At 73.6% G+C, this 22,956-nt stretch carries 19 protein-coding genes; 8 read left to right on the forward strand and 11 right to left on the reverse strand.

Features of this window, described 5'->3' with window-relative positions; translation table 11 throughout:
• Nucleotides 1–180 carry a ribbon-helix-helix protein, CopG family gene (locus tag ACFRCG_RS21045; RefSeq protein WP_380012165.1) on the reverse strand — a complete coding sequence of 60 codons (180 nt, stop codon included), beginning with the start codon at nt 178–180 and terminating at the stop codon, nt 1–3.
• Nucleotides 181–206: 26 nt separating this feature from the next.
• Entirely contained in the window at nt 207–1,895 is a 1,689-nt protein-coding gene (locus ACFRCG_RS21050; RefSeq protein ID WP_380033542.1) for a CocE/NonD family hydrolase, read from the reverse strand.
• Nucleotides 1,896–2,013: 118 nt separating this feature from the next.
• Here ACFRCG_RS21050 and ACFRCG_RS21055 point away from each other — a divergent pair, with 118 nt between their 5' ends.
• Nucleotides 2,014–2,763, forward strand: a complete 750-nt coding sequence (locus ACFRCG_RS21055) for a TetR/AcrR family transcriptional regulator C-terminal domain-containing protein (protein ID WP_380033544.1) — start codon at nt 2,014–2,016, stop codon at nt 2,761–2,763.
• 10 nt (nt 2,764–2,773) lie between these two features.
• On the opposite strand, the gene ACFRCG_RS21060 is transcribed toward ACFRCG_RS21055, so the two are convergent.
• Nucleotides 2,774–3,760 carry a DMT family transporter gene (locus tag ACFRCG_RS21060; protein ID WP_380033546.1) on the reverse strand — a complete coding sequence of 329 codons (987 nt, stop codon included), beginning with the start codon at nt 3,758–3,760 and terminating at the stop codon, nt 2,774–2,776.
• Between the two features lie 106 nt (nt 3,761–3,866).
• Here ACFRCG_RS21060 and ACFRCG_RS21065 point away from each other — a divergent pair, with 106 nt between their 5' ends.
• Nucleotides 3,867–4,763 (forward strand): LysR family transcriptional regulator, encoded by an 897-nt coding sequence (locus ACFRCG_RS21065; protein WP_380033548.1) that lies wholly within the window; start codon nt 3,867–3,869, stop codon nt 4,761–4,763.
• Nucleotides 4,764–4,837: 74 nt separating this feature from the next.
• On the opposite strand, the gene ACFRCG_RS21070 is transcribed toward ACFRCG_RS21065, so the two are convergent.
• Together ACFRCG_RS21070 and ACFRCG_RS21075 are read right to left on the reverse strand one after the other, a co-directional pair.
• Complete coding sequence (locus ACFRCG_RS21070; protein ID WP_380033550.1) at nt 4,838–5,935, reverse strand: hypothetical protein; 1,098 nt, start codon at nt 5,933–5,935, stop codon at nt 4,838–4,840.
• Between the two features lie 57 nt (nt 5,936–5,992).
• On the reverse strand, nt 5,993–6,898 hold the full coding sequence (locus ACFRCG_RS21075) for a LysR family transcriptional regulator (RefSeq protein ID WP_380033552.1): 906 nt from the start codon (nt 6,896–6,898) through the stop codon (nt 5,993–5,995).
• Between the two features lie 72 nt (nt 6,899–6,970).
• Here ACFRCG_RS21075 and ACFRCG_RS21080 point away from each other — a divergent pair, with 72 nt between their 5' ends.
• The gene (locus ACFRCG_RS21080) at nt 6,971–7,915 is read left to right on the forward strand and encodes a 4-hydroxy-tetrahydrodipicolinate synthase family protein (protein ID WP_380033554.1); all 945 of its coding nucleotides are present in this window, start codon (nt 6,971–6,973) and stop codon (nt 7,913–7,915) included.
• 17 nt (nt 7,916–7,932) lie between these two features.
• On the opposite strand, the gene ACFRCG_RS21085 is transcribed toward ACFRCG_RS21080, so the two are convergent.
• Nucleotides 7,933–9,399: a serine hydrolase domain-containing protein gene (locus tag ACFRCG_RS21085; protein WP_380033556.1), complete on the reverse strand. Its 1,467-nt coding sequence runs from the start codon at nt 9,397–9,399 to the stop codon at nt 7,933–7,935.
• 237 nt (nt 9,400–9,636) lie between these two features.
• Here ACFRCG_RS21085 and ACFRCG_RS21090 point away from each other — a divergent pair, with 237 nt between their 5' ends.
• The gene (locus ACFRCG_RS21090) at nt 9,637–10,482 is read left to right on the forward strand and encodes a M55 family metallopeptidase (protein WP_380033557.1); all 846 of its coding nucleotides are present in this window, start codon (nt 9,637–9,639) and stop codon (nt 10,480–10,482) included.
• Nucleotides 10,483–10,713: 231 nt separating this feature from the next.
• Complete coding sequence (locus tag ACFRCG_RS21095) at nt 10,714–12,273, forward strand: carboxylesterase/lipase family protein (protein WP_380033558.1); 1,560 nt, start codon at nt 10,714–10,716, stop codon at nt 12,271–12,273.
• A gap of 119 nt (nt 12,274–12,392) precedes the next feature.
• Here ACFRCG_RS21095 and ACFRCG_RS21100 read toward each other — a convergent pair whose 3' ends face one another.
• The gene (locus tag ACFRCG_RS21100; protein WP_380033559.1) at nt 12,393–13,241 is read right to left on the reverse strand and encodes a hypothetical protein; all 849 of its coding nucleotides are present in this window, start codon (nt 13,239–13,241) and stop codon (nt 12,393–12,395) included.
• Between the two features lie 320 nt (nt 13,242–13,561).
• Nucleotides 13,562–14,065 carry a thiol peroxidase gene (tpx, locus tag ACFRCG_RS21105; protein WP_380033561.1) on the reverse strand — a complete coding sequence of 168 codons (504 nt, stop codon included), beginning with the start codon at nt 14,063–14,065 and terminating at the stop codon, nt 13,562–13,564.
• A gap of 405 nt (nt 14,066–14,470) precedes the next feature.
• On the opposite strand from tpx, the gene ACFRCG_RS21110 reads away from it, so the two are divergent.
• Nucleotides 14,471–15,694 carry a serine hydrolase domain-containing protein gene (locus tag ACFRCG_RS21110; protein WP_380033563.1) on the forward strand — a complete coding sequence of 408 codons (1,224 nt, stop codon included), beginning with the start codon at nt 14,471–14,473 and terminating at the stop codon, nt 15,692–15,694.
• A 270-nt stretch (nt 15,695–15,964) separates the two neighbouring features.
• On the opposite strand, the gene ACFRCG_RS21115 is transcribed toward ACFRCG_RS21110, so the two are convergent.
• On the reverse strand, nt 15,965–16,558 hold the full coding sequence (locus tag ACFRCG_RS21115; protein WP_380033565.1) for a hypothetical protein: 594 nt from the start codon (nt 16,556–16,558) through the stop codon (nt 15,965–15,967).
• Nucleotides 16,559–16,731: 173 nt separating this feature from the next.
• Entirely contained in the window at nt 16,732–17,658 is a 927-nt protein-coding gene (locus ACFRCG_RS21120) for a LysR substrate-binding domain-containing protein (RefSeq protein ID WP_380033567.1), read from the reverse strand.
• Between the two features lie 121 nt (nt 17,659–17,779).
• Between ACFRCG_RS21120 and ACFRCG_RS21125 the strand changes: the two genes are divergently transcribed.
• Together ACFRCG_RS21125 and ACFRCG_RS21130 are read left to right on the forward strand one after the other, a co-directional pair.
• Nucleotides 17,780–18,541, forward strand: a complete 762-nt coding sequence (locus tag ACFRCG_RS21125) for an SDR family oxidoreductase (protein ID WP_380033569.1) — start codon at nt 17,780–17,782, stop codon at nt 18,539–18,541.
• Between the two features lie 77 nt (nt 18,542–18,618).
• Nucleotides 18,619–19,476, forward strand: a complete 858-nt coding sequence (locus tag ACFRCG_RS21130; RefSeq protein WP_380033571.1) for a phosphotransferase family protein — start codon at nt 18,619–18,621, stop codon at nt 19,474–19,476.
• Between the two features lie 30 nt (nt 19,477–19,506).
• Here the strand turns inward: ACFRCG_RS21130 and ACFRCG_RS21135 are convergent, their stop codons facing one another.
• The gene (locus ACFRCG_RS21135; protein ID WP_380033572.1) at nt 19,507–22,887 is read right to left on the reverse strand and encodes a BTAD domain-containing putative transcriptional regulator; all 3,381 of its coding nucleotides are present in this window, start codon (nt 22,885–22,887) and stop codon (nt 19,507–19,509) included.
• Between the last annotated feature and the right edge of the window lie 69 nt (nt 22,888–22,956).

Raw genomic sequence — 22,956 nt, forward strand, 5'->3', positions numbered from 1 at the left:
TCAGCTCTCCTTTTCGGACGATGGCTCTCGTTCACCCGGAGTGTCGTCGAGGTAGGCGCGCAGCGCGGCGGCGACCAACGCCGACAGCGACAGCTCCGACTCGATGGCACGGTGTTTGACCTGCTTGATCAGTGAGATCGGCAGATACACGTTGAACTGCTTCACATCCTCGTCACCCACGAGAGGAATGCTAGCACGCTAGCAATCTATCCGCCGGCTTGGCTTCGGGTCGGCACGACGGGCAGGACGAGGGCCGATCCCGGGTGGAATTCCACGCTCGTGGGCACGATCTCCCGTGCGGTGTGGGCGGGTTCCCCCGATCCGGTGTTGCGGGCGAAGCGCGGGTGGGCGCCGCCGCTCAGCTGGAGGCGGATGCGATGGCCGGGCCCGAAGCGGTACGCGGTGGCACTCATCGCGACGCTGACCCGCGCCGGGGCGGAGCCGTTCGGGGCCAGCCGGAGGATGCCGTCGCACACGTTCGTGGACCGGCCGCGTTCGTCCACGTCGCACAGGCGGGCGAAGACGTCGATGTGGTCGGTGCCGGTGGCCGCGTACAGGTCCGCCGACACCGGACCGCAGACCTCCAGCGGCTCGGTCAGCGGCGGTGCGGTGAACGTCAGCACATCGTCGCGCGCCTCCAACGCGGTGTTGTCCCGGGGCCCGGCCTTGGGCGAGAGGGTCGCGCCGCCGACGGAGGGCGTCGGATCGGTCGGGTCGTAGCGCAGGACCGCGGGCGCCGCGGTCGCTGCGGCCTCGTGACTCAGCGTGCCGTCGGCCGCGATGTACCGGCGCTGCACCGCCGCCTCGGCCGGCGGCCAGTCCGGCAGATCGCGCCACTCGTCGGCGCCGCCGACGTGTATCCGCACCGGCGCCTCGCGCAGCGCCGACCGGTCGCCGTCCAGGTGCGCGCGCAGCCAGGCCAGGCTGTCCGCGAAGACCGACGGCCACCCCTGTCGCAACATCGAGGCGTGCGTCCACGGCCCGACGAGCAGCCCCGTCTCGCACCCGGCCCGCCGCAGTCGGCGGTGCTGCTCCAGGTTCTGCTCGAACATGACGTCGTGCCGCCCGGCGATCAGCAGCGTCGGTACGGACAGCGCCTCGGCGGCGCGGCCCGCGTCCGCGCCGGTCCAGTGCGGGTCGACGGGGTCGGGGTGGGCGAGCGCGTCCTCCAGGAACGGCACCCGCTCGCCGAGCCCGACGGCACAGGCGTCCGGCAGGGGGAGCGTGCGGGCGACCCGGCGCTGCGCGCGGTGCAGCCGGAGGGCGGCCTTGGCGAAGTGCCGGTTGCCCCGGTGCTGGTGCACGAAGCCCGCGGTGCTCGCAAGCGCGTTCTCCAGGTGGAAGACGCCGCCGGCGTGGAAGTACGCGTGCGGATCGTGCAGACCGGCGTGGATCACCATGGCGCGCAGCTCCGAGGGCGGGTCCAGCGCCGTCGCCCACTGCGTGTAGCCGAGGTGGCTCGGCCCGATCGTGCCCAACACGCCCGTGAACCACGGCTGTTCACGCAGCCACGCGACGGTCGCCGACCCGTCCGCGGCCTCGTTGTGCCACAGCGCGAACGTGCCGTCGGATCCGCCGGTGCCTCGGCAGCTCTGCAGGACCACGTGGAACCCGTGCTCGGCGAAGGCGAGACCGTACATCGGCGCCCACGGGAACCCGCGCCCGTACGGCGAGCGCAGCAGCAGGGTGGGGAAGTCGCCGGGAGTGGCCGGGAAGTAGTGGTCGGCCACCAGCGCACCGCCGCTGGCGGCGGGGACGCGCAGGCCGCCCTCGTACCGGACCCGGTGCGGGGCGGCGGGCATGCCGCGCATCGTGCGCCGCATCGCCCGTGCCAGGCGTGGGGGCTTTCGCGGCGGGCGGTTGGAGGACGTCGGGTGGGCGGTGGTGTTCGTCATGGTGCTCTCGCCTTCCGCACGAGCCGGCCCTGGTTGCGGGCCTCATTTCCCGTACTAAGTACGAGAATAACGCATGCTTGGATGGACACCCCTGGCACCCACCGCGAAAGGAGCCGTCGTGGCCGGTCCGGAGGCCGATCGCAGCGGCGGCGTGGACCCCGAGGCGTTGTGGCTGGAGCGTCCGCAACCGCGTCGGGGCCGCCCGCCGGCGCATAGCCGCGCCGAGGTCACCGCCGCGGCCGTCGTGATCGCCGATGCCGACGGGCTCGCCGCGGTGACCATGCGCGGCGTCGCGGCGCGCGTCGGCGTCGGGGTGATGTCGCTGTACTCCTACGTGCCGAACAAGGAGACGCTGCTGGAGTTGATGATCGACCGGGTGGCCGGCGACCAGCCCACCCCGCCCGCGCCGACGGGGGCCTGGACCGCGGATCTACGCGTCATCGCGCACGCCCAACGCGATCTGATGCTTCGTCATCCATGGCTGCCGGCGGCCCTGCAGGAGCAGCAGACGCTCGGCCCCAACACGCTCGCCTTCACCGAACACGTGCTCGCCGTGCTCGAACCGGCCGGGTTCGACGGGCAGGGCGCGCTCGAAGTGTTCAGCCTGGTGACGGGATTCGTGGCGAGCCACGTCGGCTACGAGGTCGCCCGCGATCGTGCCGCGGTGCGCGCCGGGCGGACCACCCGCGAACTGGCCGAGGCCCAGGGCCGCTACCTGCGCGCGGTCGTCGCGAGCCCGGACCATCCGCGCCTGGCCCGGATCCTGGCGGAACCGGCACGGCCCGCCGATCCGGACGCGACGTTCGACCGACTCCTGGGACACCTTTTGGACGGACTGGCCGCGACGCGCGCCGCGCGCGAGGGGTAGCGGGCCGCCGCTATCCGGCCACGCGGGCCTGTGGGTCGGGAAGCGGGTCGGGGAGCGGATCCGGAAGCGGGTCGGTCGGGTGGGCGGGTTCCGGCGCGGCGGTTCGGGCGCCGGTGCGGGTGGCGCCGATGCCGGCGAGAACCACGAAGACCACGCCGGCCGCCGGGATCGCGCCGGGTATCTGGTCGAGGACCACCAGGCCCATCAGGAGCGCGATCGCCGGTTCCAGGCTCATCAGCGTGCCGAACGCGGAGGTGGTCAGCCGACGCAGCGCGAGGAATTCGAGGCTGAACGGCAGTACGGCGCCGAGCGCGGCCAGCCCCAACATGATCAGCACCAGGTGCCAGGTCACCCGACCCAGGCCGGTCGGTGCGGCGGCGAGGAGGGCGACGAGTCCGGCCACGGGCATCGAGACGGCCAGCCCGCTCAGGCCGGTGACCCGGTCGCCGACGTGTTGGGTCAGCAGGATGTACGCCGCCCAGCAGGCCGCGGCGGCCAGTGCGAAGGCCAGGCCGAGCGGATCGATGCCGGCGTGCCAGGGTTCGGTGAGCAGCACGACGCCGACCCCGGCCAGGGCGGTCCAGCGCCGCCGCCCGCCACCCGAGCCGTACAGGGACACGGCCAGCGGGCCGAGGAATTCCAGCGCGCTCGCCGTGCCCAGCGGCAGGCGCGCGACGGCGAGCATGAAGAACACCATCAGGCACCCGCTCACCACGCCGAGCATGGTGCACGCCCACAGGTCCCGAGCGCCGAAGTCGCGCGGCCGCGGCCGGACCAGGACCAGCAGGAGCACCCCGGCCCACGCGAGTCGCAGGGCGACCGTGCCGAGCGCGCCGAGGTCGTCGATCAGCGGCACGGAAAGGGCCAGTCCGAGCTGCACGGTGGACATCGCGGCGACGGCCATCAACGCCCCGGTCGCGGCGTCGGGCAGTCGCGGCCGACCGCCGGCGGGACGCCCGATCTCGGGGGGTCGGGTGCGGGGATCCGGAATGCTCATATGACAAGTAGAGGGCTCGCTCATCGTTCGTGTCCACGTGCCGATCCGAAAGATATCGTTCACCAATCGTGGACGATTCACGGCGGAGCACCCGGGAGAGCAACGTATGGAGACCCGACGCCTACAGGTGCTGGTGGAACTGGCCCGACTCGGGTCGATGCGCGCGGTCGCGGACGTGTCGAACACGACCACCTCGACCGTCTCGCAGCAGATCGCGGCGTTGTCCCGGGACATGGGCGCCGCGCTGATCGAGCCGCAGGGGCGCCGGGTCCGGCTCACCCCGGCCGGGCGCCGACTGGCCGAGCACGCGGTGACCATCCTCGCCGCCGTCGAAGCGGCGCACCACGACCTGTCGCCCGGCGCGGAGCCCAACGGCACCCTGCGGATCGCCGGCTACGCCACCGCGATCCGGGCCCATCTGCTGCCGGTGGTCGCGGAGTTGGCGGTGAGCCATCCGCGCGTGCACGTGCTGATCCGCGAGCACGAACCGGCCGAGGCGCTGGCATTGCTGGCCGAGGACGCCACCGACCTGGCACTGGCCTACGACTACAACCTGGCGCCGGCCGCCGAGGACCCGACGGTGCGTGCGACGCCGCTGTGGACCGCGCGCTGGGGGCTGGGCGTCCCGGCCGACGCCGACGCGTGCGAGGGCACGACGCTCGATGTCTTCGGCCGCTTCGACACCCACGACTGGATCGTCAACTCCCGCAACACCGCCGACGAGACGGTGATCCGTACGCTCGCCTCGATGGCGGGCTTCACCCCTCGGGTGACGCACCAGGCCGACAGCCTCGACCTGGTCCAGGGCATGATCGCGGCCGGCCTCGGCGTGGGCCTGCTGCCCCTGGACACGACCGTGGCCCCCGGCGTACGACTGATCCCCCTCGCGGCCCCCACCGTCGAGATGCGCGCCCGAGCGGTGGCCCGCCAAGGCCGCCTGAACTGGCCCCCACTGGCCCTGATGACAACCAGGCTCCGCCAACGCGCCGGCTTCCGGGAGTAACCGGCACGACCACGACCACCACACGCCGACTCGCCGCGGGCCCACGATGGTGAGCGGGTGAGCGGCTCGTCGGGTCAGTACGGGAAGGTGTACGGGGCGGCTTCGACGCGGTCGTAGATCTCGCGCAGCCATGGGAGGCGCACGACGGGCAGGCCGGCGAGGGTGCGCAGGAACAGGGGGCCCGCGGGCTGGAATCGGCTCCCCGGGTTGCGCGGCGGCGGGTCGTCGCGGAGCACGCCCTCGGGCAGGCCGCCGGTCGCCGGAATCGGCGGGCGGTCGCATTGCCGGCGGCGGTCCCGGTGGAACGCCAGGTACATCCACACCTCGGCGGCCAGGGGCACTCCCGCGACGGGGGCGGGCGGCTGCCAGGCCTCGCCGGTCCGCGGGTGGCGCGGGACCAGGAGGATGTCGGCATCGTCGTCGGGGTCGGGCAGGCCCGGGCCGGCCAGGACCAGGCGTTTCGCCGGCGGGCCCGGCGGCAGCAGGATGTTGAGCCAACGGCCGAAGGTCTCGGTGAGCAGACCGCCGGGCAGCGTGACCGGGCGGCCCGCCGAGGCCGCGACCACGTGGGCCAGAGCCACCCCCACCGCCGCCTCCCAGCGGGGATTCCACCACCCCTGTGGCTCGATCGGCTCGACGGCCGGGTGCTCGTTGGCGAACCCGGCCCAGTCGAGCGGCGGGGGTTCGCGGTCGTCGCCGGCGAGGAGGTGTACGGCCTGTGGGGCGAATCGCACCTCCTGCCAGGCTCCGCAGTCGTCGATCCGGGTGGCCACCGGCCGGCCGCAGCCGGTACAGGCCAGGTTCGGCCCGGCCCTGCCGTCCACCCCGTAGCAGGAGCCCTCGCATCGTTCGGGAATCAGGGCGGTGTTTCGGGCGTCACCGGGTGTGATGACCATCGTTCCGGGCGTGCCGAAGCACACGGCATGGGTGGGCGCGAACACGCCACGGGCCGCCGCCTCTTCGGGCCCCACCTCGTCCCAGCGTCGCCAAGGCGGTCCGAAGGGCGCGGGGTCGATGGCGTAGGTCCCGGATTCCATGAGCGGCGGGAGGAGTTGGTGGCTGAAATCGTGGCCGGCGTGGACCGGAAGTGCCACCCGTGACACAGGTGCGGACAACACCGCGCCGCACTCGGCGCAGACGAACCGGGCCATGCGTCCCCTTACTTCGGTCACGGGGATTGTCCCGGCTCGCCCGTCGGCGGCCAACGGGTTTTTCGGTGGCGGTGGGGATTACATCGGGGTGAGTTCGGTGGGGATGGAGGATTGTAGGGCTCTGGTGGTTGCCAGGATGGCCGGGTGGTGGGTGGCGCCTTCTCGGTGGGCGATTTTGGTGCGGCGGTGGAGGGGGAGGCGGGTGAGGGACAGGGCGGGGGTGTGGGTGGGGATGCCCAGGTGGGGGACGACGGCTACGCCCTGGGCGGCGGCGACCAGGGACAGCACCGTGGTGAAGTCGTCGACCTGGTGGCGCACATGCGGGGTGAAGCCGGCGGCCTGGCAGGCGCGGATGGTCATGGCGTGGCACAACGTGCCCGGAGTGGCGGTGATCCAGGGGGAGTTCCGGCAGCCGGCGAGCACCGATCCGGTGGGGGTGCCCGCAGGCGGTGCGGATCGGCCGGCCAGGTACATCGGTTCGGTGCACAACGGGCTTGTGGCGATGCCCGGTTCGGCGACCGTCGGGACGAAGTCGTATTCGTGGATCAGCGCGACGTCCAGGTCGCCCGCGCGCAACGCGTCCGCGACCCGGGCCGGGTCGATCTCCACCACCATCGGCTCCAGACCCGGGTGGCGCTCCACGAGCGAGGTCAGGGCCGGGAGGATCATCGCCCGGGTCGCGGTCGGGAAGGCGCCGATCCGCAGCGGGCCGGCCAGGCCGCGGCGGGTGTCCGCGAGCTCCGCCGCGGCCTGCTCCAGCCGGGCCAGCACGGCCTCGGCGTGGCCGACCAGGGTGTGTCCGGCCGGGGTGAGGGTGACCCGTCGCCCGGTGCGTTCGAGGAGCGGGACGCCCGCCTCGCGTTCGAGGGTGGCGAGCTGCTGGGAGACCGCCGAAGGGGTGAACGCGAGGGCTTCGGCGACGGCGGCGATCGTGCCGCGCAGGGACAGTTCACGCAGCAGGCGCAGGCGGCGGACATCGAGCATCGGCTCAGCTTACGCTCAGCTTCACGAATGTGAACTGGACCTGCATGATCGGTGCGGGTCACCCTCGTGTTCATGACTCCGCGAACACGGCAAAATCGGCACACTCCGCAGACTCCGCAGGTTCGGCAGTGGCATACACCCCTGACCGGCATCCTCGTCCCGCTCGTCACCCCCTTCGCCGCCGACGGCCGCATCGCGGTGGACGCCCTCGCGGACCTGGCCCGCTCCGTCCTGGACGCGGGCGCGACCGGCATCGTCGCCCTGGGCACGACAGGGGAGGCCGCCACGCTCGACCCCGACGAGCGCGCCACCGTGATCGACGTTTGCGCCCGCGTCCGCGCGGAGCGCGACGCGGTCCTGGTGATCGGCGCCGGCGGCAACGACACCCGGGCCGGCGGCCGCGCGCTGGCCGACCTCGCGCACCGGCCGGAGGCCGCCGCGGCGCTGGTGCCGGTGCCGTACTTCAGCCGCCCCTCGCAGGCCGGCGTACTGGCGCACTTCACCCACCTGGCGGAGGCCGCTCCGCTGCCGCTGATCGTGTATCACGTCCCGTACCGCACCGGCCGCCCCCTCGACGCGGCCACGCTGCGGGCGCTGGGCCGGCTGCCCGGCGTGGTCGGGGTCAAGCTCGCGCAGGGCGGCATCGACGGCGAGACGGTGGACCTGCTCGGCGACCTCCCGGCCGACTTCGCGGTCCTGGTCGGCGACGACTCGTTCCTGTCGCCCCTGCTCGCGCTCGGCGCGTCCGGCGGTGTACTCGCCTCGGCACACGTGGCCACGGACCGCTTCGTCGAACTGACCGACGCCTGGCGGCGCGGCGACCTCGACCGGGCCCGGCCGCTCGGGCACGCCCTGACCCGACTGGCGGCCGCGCTCTTCCGCGAACCGAACCCCGCCGTGATCAAGGGCGTGCTGCACGCCCAGGGCCGCATCCCGACCCCGAACGTGCGCCTGCCACTGCTGCCGGCCGGCCCCGAGGCGGTCGACGAGGCCCAAAAGGTCCTCGCCGACCTCTAGGCCGCGTCCGGCCCCGGCTACTCGGCCCCGGCGTCCGGGATGCGGCGCATCGCCCGGCCCACGTGCAGGAATTCGGCCCGCTCGCCCTCGCCGAGGAAGAGGAACTGCTGGTGCCGCCCGCCCGCCGCCTCGGTGCTGATCAGCATGCGCTCGTTCGTCGGCACCACCCGCATGGTCATCGTGTCGTCGCCCAACAGCGCGCCCAGCCGGCCGAGCAGTCGCGTGGTGACGACCAGCCCGTCCTCGGATTCGGCGATGTCGAACCGCTGCGCCGGCGACGCGTAACTGCCGACCAGGTAGCTCGTGTCGACAGCCGGCGGCTCGGCGGGCGGGACCGCCCGGGCGGGCGGGCGCACGTCGGCGAGGGTTTCGAGGAGTTCGCAGATCAGGTCGTACACGCCGTACAGGGCACCGCCGTTGGTCAACAGCGCGATCGAGACGTCGCGTTCCGGCACCACGCGCAACATCGCGCCCTGGCCGATCGTGCCGCCGTCGTGGCCGATGACCTCGCCGCCGGACCAGTCGTACAGGATCCAGCCGAGGCCCCACAGCCGCGCGCCGAACGCGCCGTCGCCGCCGATCTCGACCTGCGGCTCGCGCATGGCCCGCGCCGACTCCTCGGACAACAAGCGCTTTCCGTCGCGGAGTTGCCCGAGCCGGATGTGCGCGGCGGCGAATTCGAGCAGGTCCGTCGCGGTCATGGCGAGCGCCGAGCCGGAGGGCGCGCCGTTGCGGTCGGTGTGGTGCACCGGCGCCTTGACGTTGGTGCCGTCGGGACGGCCGATGTGCCCGATCGCGCTGCGCAGCAGGATCGACTCGGTCGCGTTGTTGGCCACATGCTTCAGACCCAGCGGAGCGACGATGCGTTCGCGCAGCGCCCGCTCCCAGGTCACTCCCGTGCACACCTCGACGATGCGGCCGAGCAGGTCGAATCCGGCGTTGGAGTACGAGAACGTCTCGCCGGGCGGGAACAGTTGCTCGCCGACCGTGGCCAGACTGGCCACCAGGCGGGCGAGGGAGTCCTCGCCGTTGCCGTGGTCGTCGAACAGTTCGCCCTCGAAACCCGCGGTGTGGCACAGGAGGTGACGGGTCGTCATCCGAGCGGCGGCGTCCTCGTCGACGAGTCGCAGATCGGGGATGTAGGTGCGGACCGGGACGTCGAGGTCGATCAGGCCCTCGTCGACCAGTTGCATCACCAGGGTCGTGGTCCACACCTTGGTGATCGAGCCGATCTGGAAGACCGAGTCGGTGGTCGCCGGGTACTCCGTCTCGACGTCGAGTACGCCCACCGCGGTGGCGACGGTACGATCGCCGACCCGGACCGCGAGGCTCGCCCCGGGGATCCCCGACTTCTCGACCAGCTCCGCGAGGCGCGTCCGCAGGTCTTCGGCGGTCGGCAGGGACACCGTCGAACCCGTTGCGGCCGAGTGGTCCGAGCGGCCGGAAGCCGGCGTGGCGGCATCGGGCGGGGTGGGTCGTCCCATGGGTCGGGCACCTCCTCGACGGGCGGCGGTCTGCCGCGGGGAGCGCTCACGCTAGGCAGCGTGCGCGGCGGTCGAATCGTCCGAGAGGACGAAGAACCCCATGCGAACCTGTCCGAATGGCCGACGCTTGTCCAGGCCGGGGTGCGTGATGCTCACCGGACGGGCGATGCCCGACGGCGGTGCCCGACGGACATCCGGCACTGGGCGGCGGGCAACCGGCGACGAACGGGAGACTCCATGGACGTATACATCTCGATCGACATGGAAGGAGTGGCGGGCATCGCCACCCTCGACCAGATCGTGCGCGGCGGCGGTGGCTACACCAGGGCGCAGGAGATCATGACCGGCGAGGCCAACGCGGCCATCGAGGGTGCCTTCGCGGCGGGCGCGGACAACGTCTTGATCAACGACAGCCACGGCACGATGGACAACCTGATCGTGCAGCACCTGGACCCGCGCGCCCGGGTGATCCTGGGCAGCCCGAAGGCCCAGTGCATGGCGCACGGCCTCGGCGCGAACCACGGCGTCGCGCTGTTCATCGGCTACCACGCGGCGGCCGGCGCGCCGGGGGTGCTCGCGCACACCTTCTCGTCGGACTTCACCTCGGTCCGGCTGAACGGGAAGCCCGTCACCGAGGCCGAGGTCAACGCGCTCCTCGCGGCCCGGCACGGCGTCCCGATCGGACTGGTCACCGGCGACAACGAGGTCTGCGCCGCCACCGCCGCGGCCTTCCCCGGTGTGATCACCGTCCCGGTCAAGACCGCCGAGGGCTTCACCGCCGCGAACAACGTGCACCCGACCGTCGCCCAGGACCTGATCCGGGCCGGCGCCGCGGCGGCCGTGGAGAAGGCCGGGGCCCTGGAGCCGCTGGAACTGCCGGAGAAGTTCGTCTTCGAGGTCGGCTTCCAGATCCCGCTGGCCGCCGAGCTCGCGGCGGCGGTCCCGGGCGCGGAGCGGGTCGACCTGCTCACGGTGCGCTGCGAGGCGACCGGCCCGGACCAGTTGATGGACCTGGTCAACCTCTGGTACACGGTCGCCGCACACTCGGCCCGGTCACGGCTGCCGATGCTGGAGCGCCGCTAGCCGAGACACGGCCACGGCCGGCCGGGGCCGGGCGGCGGTGCGGGGCGAGGAGGGGGCGTCCCGTACCGCCGCCCGGCTTCGGCTTGTCGCGGGCGGGGCGGCTCGGGGGTAAATCGCCGGCGCGCGGCTCGGTGCGGCGGGATGATCCGGGGTGTCCGGGGCGACGCGGGCTTTCCGCCGTGCTTCGGGCCGAAGCCGTGCGCACCCGACCCGCTCCGAAAGGCATTCGTGATGATTCCTGGCGCATCCGAGCCCCCCGAGCCCCCCGAGCCCTTCGATGTCGAGCAGCCCGAAGTGCGGGCGGCGGTCGGGGCGGTGCGGGGCGGGCGGGAGGCCGGCGTCGCGGTCTTCCGGGGCATCCCGTTCGCCGAGCCGCCGGTGGGTGCGCTGCGATTCGCCGCGCCGCGGCCGGTGCGCGGGTGGGACGGGGTGCGACCGGCCCTGGCATACGGGCCGCCGCCGCCTCAGGGCGGCGCGCTCGGGATGGCGGAGTCGGCGCGCGGCGCCGCGGGCGACGACTGGCTGACGGTCAACGTCTGGTCGCCCGATCCGGGTCCCGGCGCGGGGCTTGCGGTGATGGTGTGGATCCAGGGCGGCGCCTACACGGTCGGCATGTCAGGTCTGCCGGAGTACGACGGCGCGCGACTGGCGCGGGACGGCGGCGTCGTGGTGGTCACGCTCAACTACCGCGTGGGGTTCGAGGGTTTCGGCCTGATCGAGGGCGCGCCCGCCAACCGGGGGCTGCTCGATCAGATCGCGGCGCTGACGTGGGTGCGGGACAACATCCGGGCGTTCGGCGGGGATCCGGACCGGGTCACCGTCTTCGGCCAGTCGGCGGGCGGCGGGTCGGTCGCGGCGTTGTCGGCGATGCCGCGCGCGGCCGGGCTGTTCGGCCGGGCCGTGGCGCAGAGCGTGCAGGGCACGTTCTTCACGCCGGCACTCGCCGCCGACATCGCGGCGTGTTGTGCCGCCGAGTTGGGGCTGCGCTCCACGACGGCCGAACTCTCCGAGGTGGAGCCGGAGTTGTTGGCCGCGGCCGGGGACGCGGTGGCCGCCGGGATCACCCGCTGGGCCGGGCGGTGGGGGCCGGCCGCACACGGGGCGACCCCGTTCGCGCCGATCGTCGACGGCGATTCGCTCCCGGCCACACCGTGGCGGGCCCTGGCCGACGGCTTCGGGCGGGACGTACCGCTCCTCGTCGGCCACACGCGCGACGAACAGCGCCTGCTCACCGTGCTCGACGGGCTGCTCGGCGAGGTGACGCAGGATCAGGCCGCGACCGCCCTGGACGTGTTCGGCCCGGAGCGCGACGCCGCGAGCCGGTACCGCGCCGGGTATCCGCACGCGAGTCCGGAGGAATTGTACGAACTGGTGCGCTCCGACCGGCTGTTCCGGATGCCCAGCCTGCATCTGGCCGAGGCGCGGATCGCCGGCGGCGGCCGGGCGCACGTGTACGAACTGACCTGGCCCGCACCCGGCATGGGTGGTGTCCTCGGCGCCTGTCACGGCCTCGACGTCCCGCTCGTGTTCGGCAACCTGGATCGGGGCCAACCCGCCCTGCTGTTCGGCGCCGGTCCGACCGAGGAGGCGGAGGCGCTGTCCGCCCACATGCGCGCCGCCTGGACGGCCTTCGCGAGGGACGGCGACCCGGGATGGCCCGCGTACGAGCCGCGATCGCGCGCGACCCGGGTCTTCGCCGCCGAGCCGACGGTCACCGCCTATCCGGAGGAGGCCTCCCGGCGGATCTGGGCGGGAGAGCCCATGTCGGCGTTGTCGATGGTGGCGGGGTAGCGATCGCCGGTCGTGCGGAGGGGTGGCACTCGCCGGTCGTGCGGATCCGATACCCACGACCGCCGGATGTGTGCCGTACCCCCGCTCGGGGCGGTTGCCGTCCCGAGCAGGGCGGTCGGTTACGACGCGGCGCCGGCGGAGCGGCGGTCCAGGGAGTCGCCGACGAGGTGGTAGACGGCGTTCTGGGCGGCGATGTGGCGGTCCGCCTCGCCGGCTTCGCGCTGCTTGCCGTCCGCGCGGCCGGATATTTCGTAGATGTAGTAGCGGTACAGCGACTCGTTGACCCGGCTGAAGGTGGCGTCGGGCGCGAAGCTCTCGGCGCCGGACGCCGTCGGCGGCGTGACCGCCCGGAAGCCGTCGGGGTCGTCCACCGCGAGGGTGGCGGCGGCCACGGCGGTGGGCATCTGGAGCACGCCGACCGTGGTCTGGACGTTGTTCGCCTTGTCCACGTAGAGCGCGACGACGCCGCGTTCGCAGCCCGATCGCGCGATCTGCTCGGCGGCCTTGCCGAAGGCCACGGCCGTGCAGTCGTCCACGGTCTTCACGCAGGTCCGGGTCAGCATGCCACCCGCGTACTTGTACGGCAGTTGTGCGAGGCCGAAGACCTCGTCGCCGGTGACGGGCCTGGGGTCGCGGGACGCGAAGCGCAGGTCCTCGCGGGTGAGGGTGCCGCGCGTGGGCTTGTCGGTCGCGGTGACCGGTACACACGGCCGCACCGACGACTGGGACGCGGACGCGGTGGGGGTGGCGCTGCCGGCGGCGGGCGGCGGCGGCGAACCGGGGGTCTGCGGACCGGCACTCGGCGGCGGCGCGGCGGCGGCCTTCTTGTCGTCGCCTCCGCCGCACGCGGTCGACGACGCCAGGACGGCCACCGCACACGCGGTCACGGCGAGGGCGCGCCACGGCCGGCGGCGGGCCCGGGCGCGGGTGGCGGCGCGTGGCGTGTCCGGTGCGTCGTGTTCGAACATCGGGGACTCGTTTCGAATCACGGCCGACGCGCGGTACGACGTGGCACGGTACGGCACCGATGCTCTCCGGCGATCCGGGCGTCCGGCCTGAGGAACCCGCCGGATGGTGTCGTACCGGCTGACAATCGGTGAAAACCTGGCATCGGATGGCCGCACCAGGATCGACCATTCGCGGCCGATGTGGGGATCTCCGCGCGAAATGGATGTTCCGAAACCGGGGACCGGATCGGCCGAGGTCGTCGGCTCGATCCGGTCCCGCGTCGTGGCGGCCGGCGCCGATCGTACGGATGCCCCATCCGATCGGCCCGCCGCGACACGTCCTACTTCAGGGCGGTGAGCGCCTTCTCGTAGTCGGGCTCCTCGGCGATCTCGGCGACCAGTTCGGAGTGCACGACCACGTTGTTCTCGTCGAGTACGACGACGGCGCGCGTGGCGACGCCCGCCAGCGGGCCCTCGGTGAGCGCGACGCCGTAGTTCTCCAGGAACTCGCGGCCCCGCATGGTGGACAGCGTCACCACGTTGTCCAGGCCCTCCGCACCGCAGAAACGGCCCTGGGCGAACGGCAGGTCGGCCGATATGCACAGCACGACGGCGTTCGTCAGGTCGGCCGCCGACGCATTGAACCGGCGCACCGACGCGGCGCAGGTGCCGGTGTCGATGCTCGGGAAGATGTTGAGCACCTTCCGCTTGCCGGCGTAGTTCTCCAGCGACACGTCGGACAGGTCCTTGGCCACCAGGGAGAAGTCGGGCGCGCTGTCGCCGGGCTGCGGGAGGCGACCGGCGACGGCGACCGGGTTGCCCTTGAAGTTGACCGTCTGTGACATGGGAACCTCCGAGTTGGTAGGGGATGCGAGCCGGTCGTGTCGGGCCGCGTGCCGACCGCGGGACGACCGCGACCGGCACGTGTCTCGGGTCCCGACACGGCCGCTCCCGGACCGAAGCCGAATCGGCGACCGACATCCGTGGAGCTGGACGCCCGACCGGCCGGGAAGCGTGCGCCTCAGGCTATCGGGCGCCCGATCGGGGCCGAGGGGCGGCGCCGGTCGGCCCGCGATGTCGGCGCCCGGGTGCGATGTCGGCCGTCCGGGTGCGGCGCCGGCGGCCGTACGGGTGGAATCGCCGGGCGGTGCCGGTCGGCGCGCGCTCCGGTGCGCGCACGGATGATCACCTTGGCCGTGCGGGTCCCCTCCGCTGTCCGGTCCCCTCATCTCCGGAAGAGACATATCGCCATGCGCCGTGCCTCCGGCTACCGCCTCGCCACCGCCCTGCTCGCACTTTCCGCCCTCGTCCCGCTCACCCTGGCCGGCCCCCTGGCCCAGGCCGCCCCACCGACGATCGTCGTCGCCGGCGATCCGCGCGTCGAAGCCTCGGACCCCGGCGACCACGCGTCGCACGGCCTGGATCCGGCGATCGTGGCCCGTCTCGACGAGGTGATCGCGCAGACCCGTCGGGAGACCGGCGTGCCCGGGGTGACGGTCGGTCTGTGGTTCCCCGGTCGGGGCAGTTACGTGCGATCGACGGGGGTGGCCGACATCGCCACCGGTGCGCCGATGACGCCCGATCTCAACATGCGGATCGGCAGTGAGACCAAGACGTTCACCGTCACCGCCCTCCTGGAACTGGTCGACGAGGGGCGGATCCGGCTGGACGACCCGATCTCCCTGTATATCGACGAGGTGCCCGACGGCGACCACATCACCATTCGCCAACTGGCGGAGATGCGCAGCGGTCTGTTCAGCTACACCGCCGATCCGGACTTCGTACAGGCGCTGGAGAGCGACCCGACCCGTGCGTTCACCCCGCAGGAGTTGCTGGCCTACGCCTTCCGGCACCCGAACGTCTTCGCGCCGGGCAGCGAGTTCCAGTACTCCAACACCAACACCATCCTGCTGGGCCTGGTCGTGGAGAAGCTGGGCCGGATGCCGCTGGCCGAGTTCATCCACCGGCGGGTCACCGGACCGGCGCACCTGCGGAACACGCTGTTCCCGCGCGGCGCCGAGTTCCCGGAGCCGCACGCGCACGGGTACACCGACCAGACGCCGACGGGAGAGGTCGCCGACGCGACGGACTGGAACCCGAGTTGGGGGTGGGCGGCCGGCGCGATGATCTCCGACCTGCACGACCTGCGCCGCTGGGCGAAGGTGGTGGCCACCGGGACGCTGCTCTCCCCGGCCGTGCAGGAGCAGCGGGAGCAGTTCGTGCCCGTGCCCGGCTTCGACGACGCCGGGTACGGGCTCGGCCTGTTCCGCGTCCGCGGCTGGGTCGGGCACAACGGCTCGCTGCCGGGCTACGAGAGTGTGACGGTGTATCTGCCGGAGCAGGACGCCACGATGGTCATCCTGCTCAACACCGACATCCTGCACGAAGGCAACGAGCCCAGCACGCTGTTCGCCAAGGCGATCACCTCCGTCGTCACCCCGGAGAACGTATACGACCTCCCGGCCGAGCGCTGACCCCCGGCGCACGCGGCAGCGCGGCACACCGACCCCGAGGGGGCTCGTGCCGCGCTGCCGGCGCGTTTTCGGGTGGGGTGGGTCCGGGCGGATACCCGGACGGCCGGCCGGGGTTGCGGCGGACCGGCGCGGCAGGTGCGCGCGGCGGGCCGCCGTGGCCACCGCGGCCCCCGAACTCCCGCCCGGCGCAAGGCGCTACGGGCCGCCGATCGAGGTCGGCTTCAGGGCCGGTGGGGCGTGCGGGCGGTGTCGTGGGCGCGGGTGGTCCGGTCAGCCGGAGGCGGTGAACAGGCCCCTGCCGGCCTTGCCGGCGCGGCCCGCCTTGACCAGGCCCTCGGCGGAGGTGCGGACGCTCTCCAGGCGGCTCTTCGTGGGCTCCTCGCCCAGGGCTTCGGTGAGTCGGCGGACGTTCATCGGCTGCTCGCTCGCGCTCAGCAGTGCGGCGATCTCGTCGCGCAGGTGGGTGCGGACCCGACGCTCGGCGGCGGGCGCGGGGACGGCGGCCTTCGGGGCGCGGGCGGCCTTCCGGCGCGGGCCGGCCGGTGCCGGGGCGGCGGCCTTGGGGCGGGGCGCGGCCTTGCGACGGCGCGGCGCGGGGGTGGTGCGCTTGGCCTCGGCCGCGGCCTTGGGCGCGGGTGCCGGGTCCGGAGCGGCGGCGGGCGGCGCGGACTTCTGCTCCCTGCGGGGCCGCGGTACGGACGCGACGAGGGGGCGGATCACCGTCAGGTGTGCGACCGCGTTGCGGCGGGCGTCGAGTTGTCGCTCCACCTCGGCCAGTTCCGTTTCCAACTCCTCGCGACGCTGGGCCAGTTCATCGGCCTCCCGTTCCAGCGCCACGCGCAGTTCCTCAACCGACGACGCCATCCGGCGACTCCTTCGCTCGACGTGCCCGGTGTGCGGGAACACCCACACCCGGGATGTCGACATGATCGCGCGTCGGAGTGCGCCGTGTGTGGGAAAGCCCGGTTTCCCCTACGAATGATGCTTTCGTGCTGTTGGATCGAGGAGGCCGAACGTCGGTCGGCGGTCGCCGGGCGTCAGGCCCCGTCCGGGTCGGGACCGAGCCGGGCGCGCACGTGGGCCGGCAGCACGCGGGCGTGCTCGGTGAGCGTGTCGAGGAACGCGGTGGTCAACGGATCCGGCCGGGGGCGGGTGTACGCGGCGAGGGCACGGCGCACGGGTGGGTCGGGGCGCAGCAGTCGGCCGGGGAAGTGCGGCGGGATGACGTTCGCGGGCACCAGGGTGGGACCGAGGCCGGCCGCGGCGAGCAGGGGCGCGGCGGCGGTCTGTTCGGTACGTACGGCGGTGTTCGGCCGGAACCCGGCGGCGGCGCAGGCACGATCCAGCACGTCGGCGAGGCCGTTGCCCGCCGCGTAGTGCACCCAACTGCGCTCGGCCAGCGTGTCGATCCGCACCCGCGTCGCGCCGTCGGCGGCGGCCGGATCGTCGGCCGGGACGACCACGACGAACTCCTCGACGCCCAGGTCGCGCAGTGGTCCCTCCCAGCGCGGTGGGGGCGGGCCGACGGCGAGGTCGGCGCGTCCGGCGGTCATCGTCTCGTGCAGTTCGCCGGCGTGCCGGTGGTCCACCAGGCTCACCCGGATCTCGGGGTGGGTGCGGCGCCACCGGTGCAGTACGGGTGGGAGCACGCCGAGGCTGACCGAGTACACCGAGGCGAGGTGCAGTTCGCCGGTCTCCAGACCGGCCACGCGGCGGGCGGCCGAGTGGGCCCGGGCGGCGTCGGCGAGTGCGGCACGGGCGTGCGGCAACATCGCGCGGCCCATCGGGGTGGGCCGGACCGCGCGGGGGAGCCGTTCCAGGAGCGGGCCCCCGCTGTCCCGCTCCAGGGCCTGGATCTGGTGCGAGAGCGCGGGTTGGGAGACGTGCAGCAGCTCGGCGGCGCGGGTGAAGGACCCGGCGTCGACGACGGTCACCAGGTATTCCAACTGCCGCAACGTTGCCATAGACGCAGTTTATGGCAGAGATAGAAACTATGCCTTGGACGTATGGGTGGGGTGTGCCGCAGAGTCGGGATACACGGCCGTATGCACCCGAAATACGGCATGAGCAACGAAGGTGCCACCCATGTCTGTCACGCCCGACCTCTCCCGGACCGCCGCGCACACCCCCGCCCCGAGCCTCGAAGGGCGGCGGATCGTCGTCGTCGGGGCCGGATCCGGCATGGGCCGGGCCCTGGCCGCGCGGGTGTCGGCCGCCGGGGCCGAAACGATCCTCGCCGGTCCGGACCCGGCCCGGCTGCGGGAGACGGCGGACACACTGCCCGGGCCGACCGCGACCCTGGCCCTCGACCTGGCCGACGAGGACTCGATCGCCGCGTTCGCCGCCGAGGTCGGGAGCTTCGACGACCTGGTCTCGACCGCGGCGATGCCCGCGAACGGTCCGGTCGCCGACCTCGAACTCGCCTCCGTGGAGCGCGCGTTCGCGGCCAAGGTGATCGGGCCGATGTTGCTCGCCAAGCACCTGGCCGGCCGGATGCGCGAGGGCGGCTCGTTCACCTTCTTCTCCGGTGTGGCCGCGTGGCGGCCCGCGCCCGGGCGGGTGGTGATGGCCACCACCAACGGCGCGCTGGCCTTCCTGGTCCAAGCGCTCGCGGTGGAACTCGCCCCGCTGCGGGTCAACGCCGTCTCGCCCGGCATCGTCGACTCCGGCGCCTGGGACGGCATGGGCGCCGACAAGGAGGCGTTCCTGCGTCAGGTCGCCGAGCGCAACCCGGCCCGCCGGGTCGGCACGCCCGACGACGTCGTGCGGGCGGTCCTGTTCGCGCTCACCAGCCCATACGTGACCGGCACCGTCCTGCATGTCGACGGTGGCGGGCGCCTCGCCTGACCTGCGGGCTGCCGGCTCCGGGCGGGCCGCGTCGGGCCACCCGTGCCAGACGCGCCCATCCGGCAGGATTGGGCCGGATGACGACCAACGGCCCGTGGAGCACCCACACCCTCGAATTCCGACCCGACACGGTGGTCAAGACGTTCGGCGCCGGAGCGCACGACAACCACCGGCGGGAATGGACCGCGCTGACCCTGCTGCACCGCTTCGCGCCCGACCTGGCACCGCGCCCGGTGAGCCGGGATCCTCGACCGTCGTGCCCGGTCGTGGTGATGTCCCGGCTGCCGGGGGCCGCGCTGCGCGGCACGAGCGTGCGGGACGAGCGTGTCGACGCGTTGGCCACGACGTTGAACACGCTGTACGCGGCCGTCCCGGACGAGGTCGTCCGCGAACTCCCGGTCCGGCCGGGGCAGCAGGATCCGATCATCGCCCGGATCGACGAGTGGGCGAGGTGGCGGCTCGACACCACACCCCCGGTCCGCCGGGCCCTCGCGGCGGGCGTGCACTGGCTGAATCGGGGTGGTGGTCGGCGGGCCCTCGGTCGCGGGCGGGTGCCCGCGGTTTTCGGTCCCGGCGACGGAAATCTCGCCAACTACCTGGAAGATCCCGGGGCTTGCCCGGACGACGCGGTGCGCGGGACACAGGCGCGGATCCGGGTCGTGGACTTCGAGGAGTCCGGGCGCAGCGACCGGGCCTTCGAACTCGCGGAGATCACCGAACACGTATCGAGTTGGGTGGATACGTCCCTGGACGTGCGTCGACTGCTCGATCGGGTCGACCTCACCCCGGCGGAGGCCGCGCGTGTGTCGGACTGCCGACGCCTGCTCGCCCTCGTCTGGCTGTTCCTGTTGTCGATGGAGGATCCGCGGAACCTCAGGAATCCACCGGGGACCGCCGAGCGCCAGGCGGCCCGCCTCACCGAACTCCTCGGGTGAGCACGGGCGTCGGGCCGTCGCCGACCTTCGTTACGCGGGGGAGGGCGTCGTGCGGGCGATGTGCGCGGCCGCGTTCGGGTCCAGGGCGGCGCCGCGTTCGTATGCCTCGGCGAACGCTCGCGGTCCGAGCGTGGCCGTCGTCGCGGCGGTGATCCGGTCGACGTCGGTACGCTCCCCGGGTGGCAGCGGGGCGTCCACGCTGCGGCGGGCCGCGTCGGCCGCGCCCAGGAGCAGGGCCGCGAACGCGGCACGGTCCGGGTCCCCGGACAGCGCCGCCGCACCCGCCAGGCCCTCCAGGGACAGCGCCATGGCCCGGGGCTCGCCCAGGACGCCGGCGAGTTCCAGGCCTAGGAGGTGGTGCGCGGAGGCCGCGTCCGCGTCGCCGCGCAGTTCGGCGACGAAGCCGAGTTCGGACCGGCGCAGATGGATGCCCGCCCGCGAGGACACGTCGGCGTACCGGTCGAGCATGTGCACCAGATGCGTCTCGGCGGTGTCGAGGTCGCCCGAGCGCCGGGCGCCGAGGGCGAGTCCCATCCGCGCGTGCACCTCGCCGAACACGTAGCCCTGCTCGATCGCCGACTCCAGCGCCCGCCGATGCAGGTCGTGCGCCCGCTCCGGGTCGCCGGCGAGCAGCGCCAGTCGGCCGAGTCCGGACAGGCGCGCGGAGATCTCCGTCGGGAGCCGCAACTCGCGAGCGATGCACAGTCCTTCGGTGTGCCGGCGGACCGCCTCCGGGTAGTCGCCGCGGATCTCGGCGATCGTGGCCAGTGCCGCCACGGTTTGCGACTCGCCCCAGGTGTCTCCGAGTTCACGAAACAGCTCGGCGCTGCGCAGGCCGTCGCGCGCGACGTCGGCCAGGTCGCCGCCGACCAGGGCGAGCATCGCGCGCAGGCCGAGGCCGGCGGCCCCGGACCAGCGATCCTCGTCCCGCGCGGCCAGGACCAGCGCGTGCGTGTTGGCGCGGGCGCTCGCGACGGGATCGCCGCCGTTGAACAGGGCGTAGGCGTACAGCCAGGCGAGCCGGCCGCGCCGCGACGTATCCTCGATCGCCGCGTCGGGGAACGCGGTCCGGGCGGGTCGATCGCCGGTGAGCAACGCGAACGCGTCGTGCAGGACGCCGATTTCGGCGGCGGCAGCGGCGGCGGCGGGGCCGGCGGCACGGGCCGTCGGGGCGATCGCGCGGACCGCCACGAGGGCCCGGCGGCCCTCGACCAGCCGGCCGCGCAGCAACCACCACCAGGCGAGCGCGCGGACCAGGCGGACCGCCGCGTGCGCTCCCTCCGGGCGACCGGCGCCGGCCTGCCGGATCGCCTCGTCCAAGGCGGCCCGCAGATTGCCCGCCTCGGCGTCGAACCGGTCGAGCCACGCGCGTTGTTCGGCGCCGCGCAGGTGCGGTTCGGCCCCTTCGGCCAGGTCCAGGTAGTGCCGCAGGTGGCGATCTTGGACGTCGGCGAGGTCCGCCATCTCGTCCAGGCGTTCCAGGGCGTACGCGGTCACGGATTCGAGCATGCGGTAGCGGGGGCCCGCCGGCCCCGGTGCCATCACGACCAGTGAGCGGTCGACCAGGCGGCCGACCAGGTCGAGTACCTCGTCCCGGGTGACTCCGTCGCCGGCGCACACCGCCTCGGCGGCGTCCAGGGTGCATCCGTCGGTGTGGATCGCGAGGCGGCGCAGCACGACGCGTTCCGGTGCGCCGAGCAGTTCCCAGCTCCAATCGAGCACCGCCCGCAGGGTGCGCTGGCGGGCCGGCGCGCCGCGCTGTCCGGAGGTCAGGACTCGGAAACGATCGCCGAGGCGGGCCGCCAACTCCGGTACGCCCAGGGCGCGCACGCGGGCGGCGGCCAGTTCGAGGGCGAGCGGGATGCCGTCGAGGCGCCGGCAGATCTCGGCGACGGACGCGCGCAGTTCGGGGGTGGCCGCGTCGAGCGAGAAACCCGGCGCCGCGGCGGCGGCGCGGGCCGCGAACAGGGCCGCCGCGTCCTCGGGGCGCAGCGGTTCGACCAGGAACAACGTTTCGCCGGTCAGGCCCAACGGCTCCTGGCTGGTGGCCAGTACGCGCAGTCCCGGGACCCGGTGCAGCAACACCTCGGTGAGCCGGGCCGCCGATTCCACGACGTGCTCACAGTTGTCCAGGACGAGGAGCGGGCGCCGATCGCGCAGGGCGGCGGCGAGCCGGTCGGCGGGATGTTCGGGCTCGCCGAGGCCGGGCAGGCCGGCGGGAGTGTCGTCGCGGATGCCGAGCGCGGCGGCGACGCCCTGTACCAGATCGGCCGTCTCGCCGTGTCGCCCGGCGAGTTCGACCAGCCACACCTCGTCGACGAGGTCCGCGTGCACTCGCCCGGCGGCCTCGATCGCGAGCCGGGTCTTGCCCACACCGCCGGGCCCGGTCAACGTCACCAGCCGCGCGCCCCCGATCAGCCGACCGACCTCCTCCACGTCGGCATCGCGCCCGACGAGGGCGGTGAGCGGGGCCGGGAGATTGGACCGGGCGGCCCCGGACGCCGCCGCCTTCGGCCCGGCGCCCGGAGCCGGGCCGGCCCCCGACGCGGCGCCGCCCCCCGACCGAGAGTCGGCCTCCGTCAAGGTGTCGGCTCCCGACGAGTCGCCGGTCCGGGACGCGGCTTGCGCTCCCGACGCGGCCCGGCCGCTCGACGAGGCCCCGCCCCCCGTCGGTGCCAGGGTCGGGTCCTGGCGCAGGATCGCCTCGTACAGGGTGGTCAGTTCCCGCCCCGGATCCACTCCCAACTCGTCCGCCAGGAGCCTGCGCAGGTCCGTGTACGACGCCAGCGCCTCGCTCTGCCGGCCCGCCAGGTATAGGGCCCGCACCTGCACCGCGCGCAGCCGCTCGCGCAGCGGATGGCGGGCCACCAGGTCGGTCAACTCACCGATCAGCAAAGTATGTTCGCCCGACTCCAGGCGTGCTTCGGCCTGCTCCTCGACCACCGCCAGGCGCTGTTCGGCCAACCGCCGCGCCGCCGTCCGGGCGAACTCCGCGTCGGCGAAATCGGCGTAGGCCGACCCCCGCCACAACCCCAGCGCCCGAGTGAGCAGCGCCGCGCGCACGGTGGGGTCGCCGGCCAGGCGCGCCTCGGCCACCAGCGACCGGAAACGGTCCGCGTCCACCTCGTCCGCCTCCGCGTCGACGGACAGTCGGTAGCCCGGAGGCTGGTACACCACCCGCTTGCGCCCGAGTACCCGGCGCAACTGGGAGACCTTGGCCTGGAGCGCGTTGGCGGGGTTGCCCGGCGGCTCCTCGCCCCACAGGTCGTCGACGAGCCGATCGGTGGAGACGGGCCGCCCCTCGTGGACCAGCAGGTCGGCCAGCAGCGCCCGCACCTTCGCCTCGGGGACCCGGACCGGCGCCCCCTCGTCGTCCCACACCATCAGCGGACCCAGCACCCCGTATCGCATGCGGTTCACCGTACATACCGGGCATCAGCGAACCCTCAGCGGACCCTCAGCGCCATCGAAGCATCCCCG

It is taken from the genome of Embleya sp. NPDC056575 (assembly GCF_042793325.1).
Taxonomy (GTDB): Bacteria; Actinomycetota; Actinomycetes; order Streptomycetales; family Streptomycetaceae; genus Embleya.

What these genes read in the sequence shown, in the direction of transcription:
- ACFRCG_RS21125 (WP_380033569.1), top strand. Translation starts at nt 17,780, where the DNA reads ATGTCTGTCACGCCCGACCTCTCCCGGACCGCCGCGCACACCCCCGCC.
- ACFRCG_RS21075 (WP_380033552.1), bottom strand. Translation starts at nt 6,898, where the DNA reads ATGCTCGATGTCCGCCGCCTGCGCCTGCTGCGTGAACTGTCCCTGCGC.
- ACFRCG_RS21110 (WP_380033563.1), top strand. Translation starts at nt 14,471, where the DNA reads ATGCGCCGTGCCTCCGGCTACCGCCTCGCCACCGCCCTGCTCGCACTT.
- ACFRCG_RS21095 (WP_380033558.1), top strand. Translation starts at nt 10,714, where the DNA reads ATGATTCCTGGCGCATCCGAGCCCCCCGAGCCCCCCGAGCCCTTCGAT.
- tpx (WP_380033561.1), bottom strand. Translation starts at nt 14,065, where the DNA reads ATGTCACAGACGGTCAACTTCAAGGGCAACCCGGTCGCCGTCGCCGGT.
- ACFRCG_RS21120 (WP_380033567.1), bottom strand. Translation starts at nt 17,658, where the DNA reads ATGGCAACGTTGCGGCAGTTGGAATACCTGGTGACCGTCGTCGACGCC.
- ACFRCG_RS21080 (WP_380033554.1), top strand. Translation starts at nt 6,971, where the DNA reads ATGACTCCGCGAACACGGCAAAATCGGCACACTCCGCAGACTCCGCAG.
- ACFRCG_RS21060 (WP_380033546.1), bottom strand. Translation starts at nt 3,760, where the DNA reads ATGAGCATTCCGGATCCCCGCACCCGACCCCCCGAGATCGGGCGTCCC.
- ACFRCG_RS21135 (WP_380033572.1), bottom strand. Translation starts at nt 22,887, where the DNA reads ATGCGATACGGGGTGCTGGGTCCGCTGATGGTGTGGGACGACGAGGGG.
- ACFRCG_RS21065 (WP_380033548.1), top strand. Translation starts at nt 3,867, where the DNA reads ATGGAGACCCGACGCCTACAGGTGCTGGTGGAACTGGCCCGACTCGGG.
- ACFRCG_RS21090 (WP_380033557.1), top strand. Translation starts at nt 9,637, where the DNA reads ATGGACGTATACATCTCGATCGACATGGAAGGAGTGGCGGGCATCGCC.
- ACFRCG_RS21050 (WP_380033542.1), bottom strand. Translation starts at nt 1,895, where the DNA reads ATGACGAACACCACCGCCCACCCGACGTCCTCCAACCGCCCGCCGCGA.
- ACFRCG_RS21115 (WP_380033565.1), bottom strand. Translation starts at nt 16,558, where the DNA reads ATGGCGTCGTCGGTTGAGGAACTGCGCGTGGCGCTGGAACGGGAGGCC.
- ACFRCG_RS21085 (WP_380033556.1), bottom strand. Translation starts at nt 9,399, where the DNA reads ATGGGACGACCCACCCCGCCCGATGCCGCCACGCCGGCTTCCGGCCGC.
- ACFRCG_RS21130 (WP_380033571.1), top strand. Translation starts at nt 18,619, where the DNA reads ATGACGACCAACGGCCCGTGGAGCACCCACACCCTCGAATTCCGACCC.
- ACFRCG_RS21100 (WP_380033559.1), bottom strand. Translation starts at nt 13,241, where the DNA reads ATGTTCGAACACGACGCACCGGACACGCCACGCGCCGCCACCCGCGCC.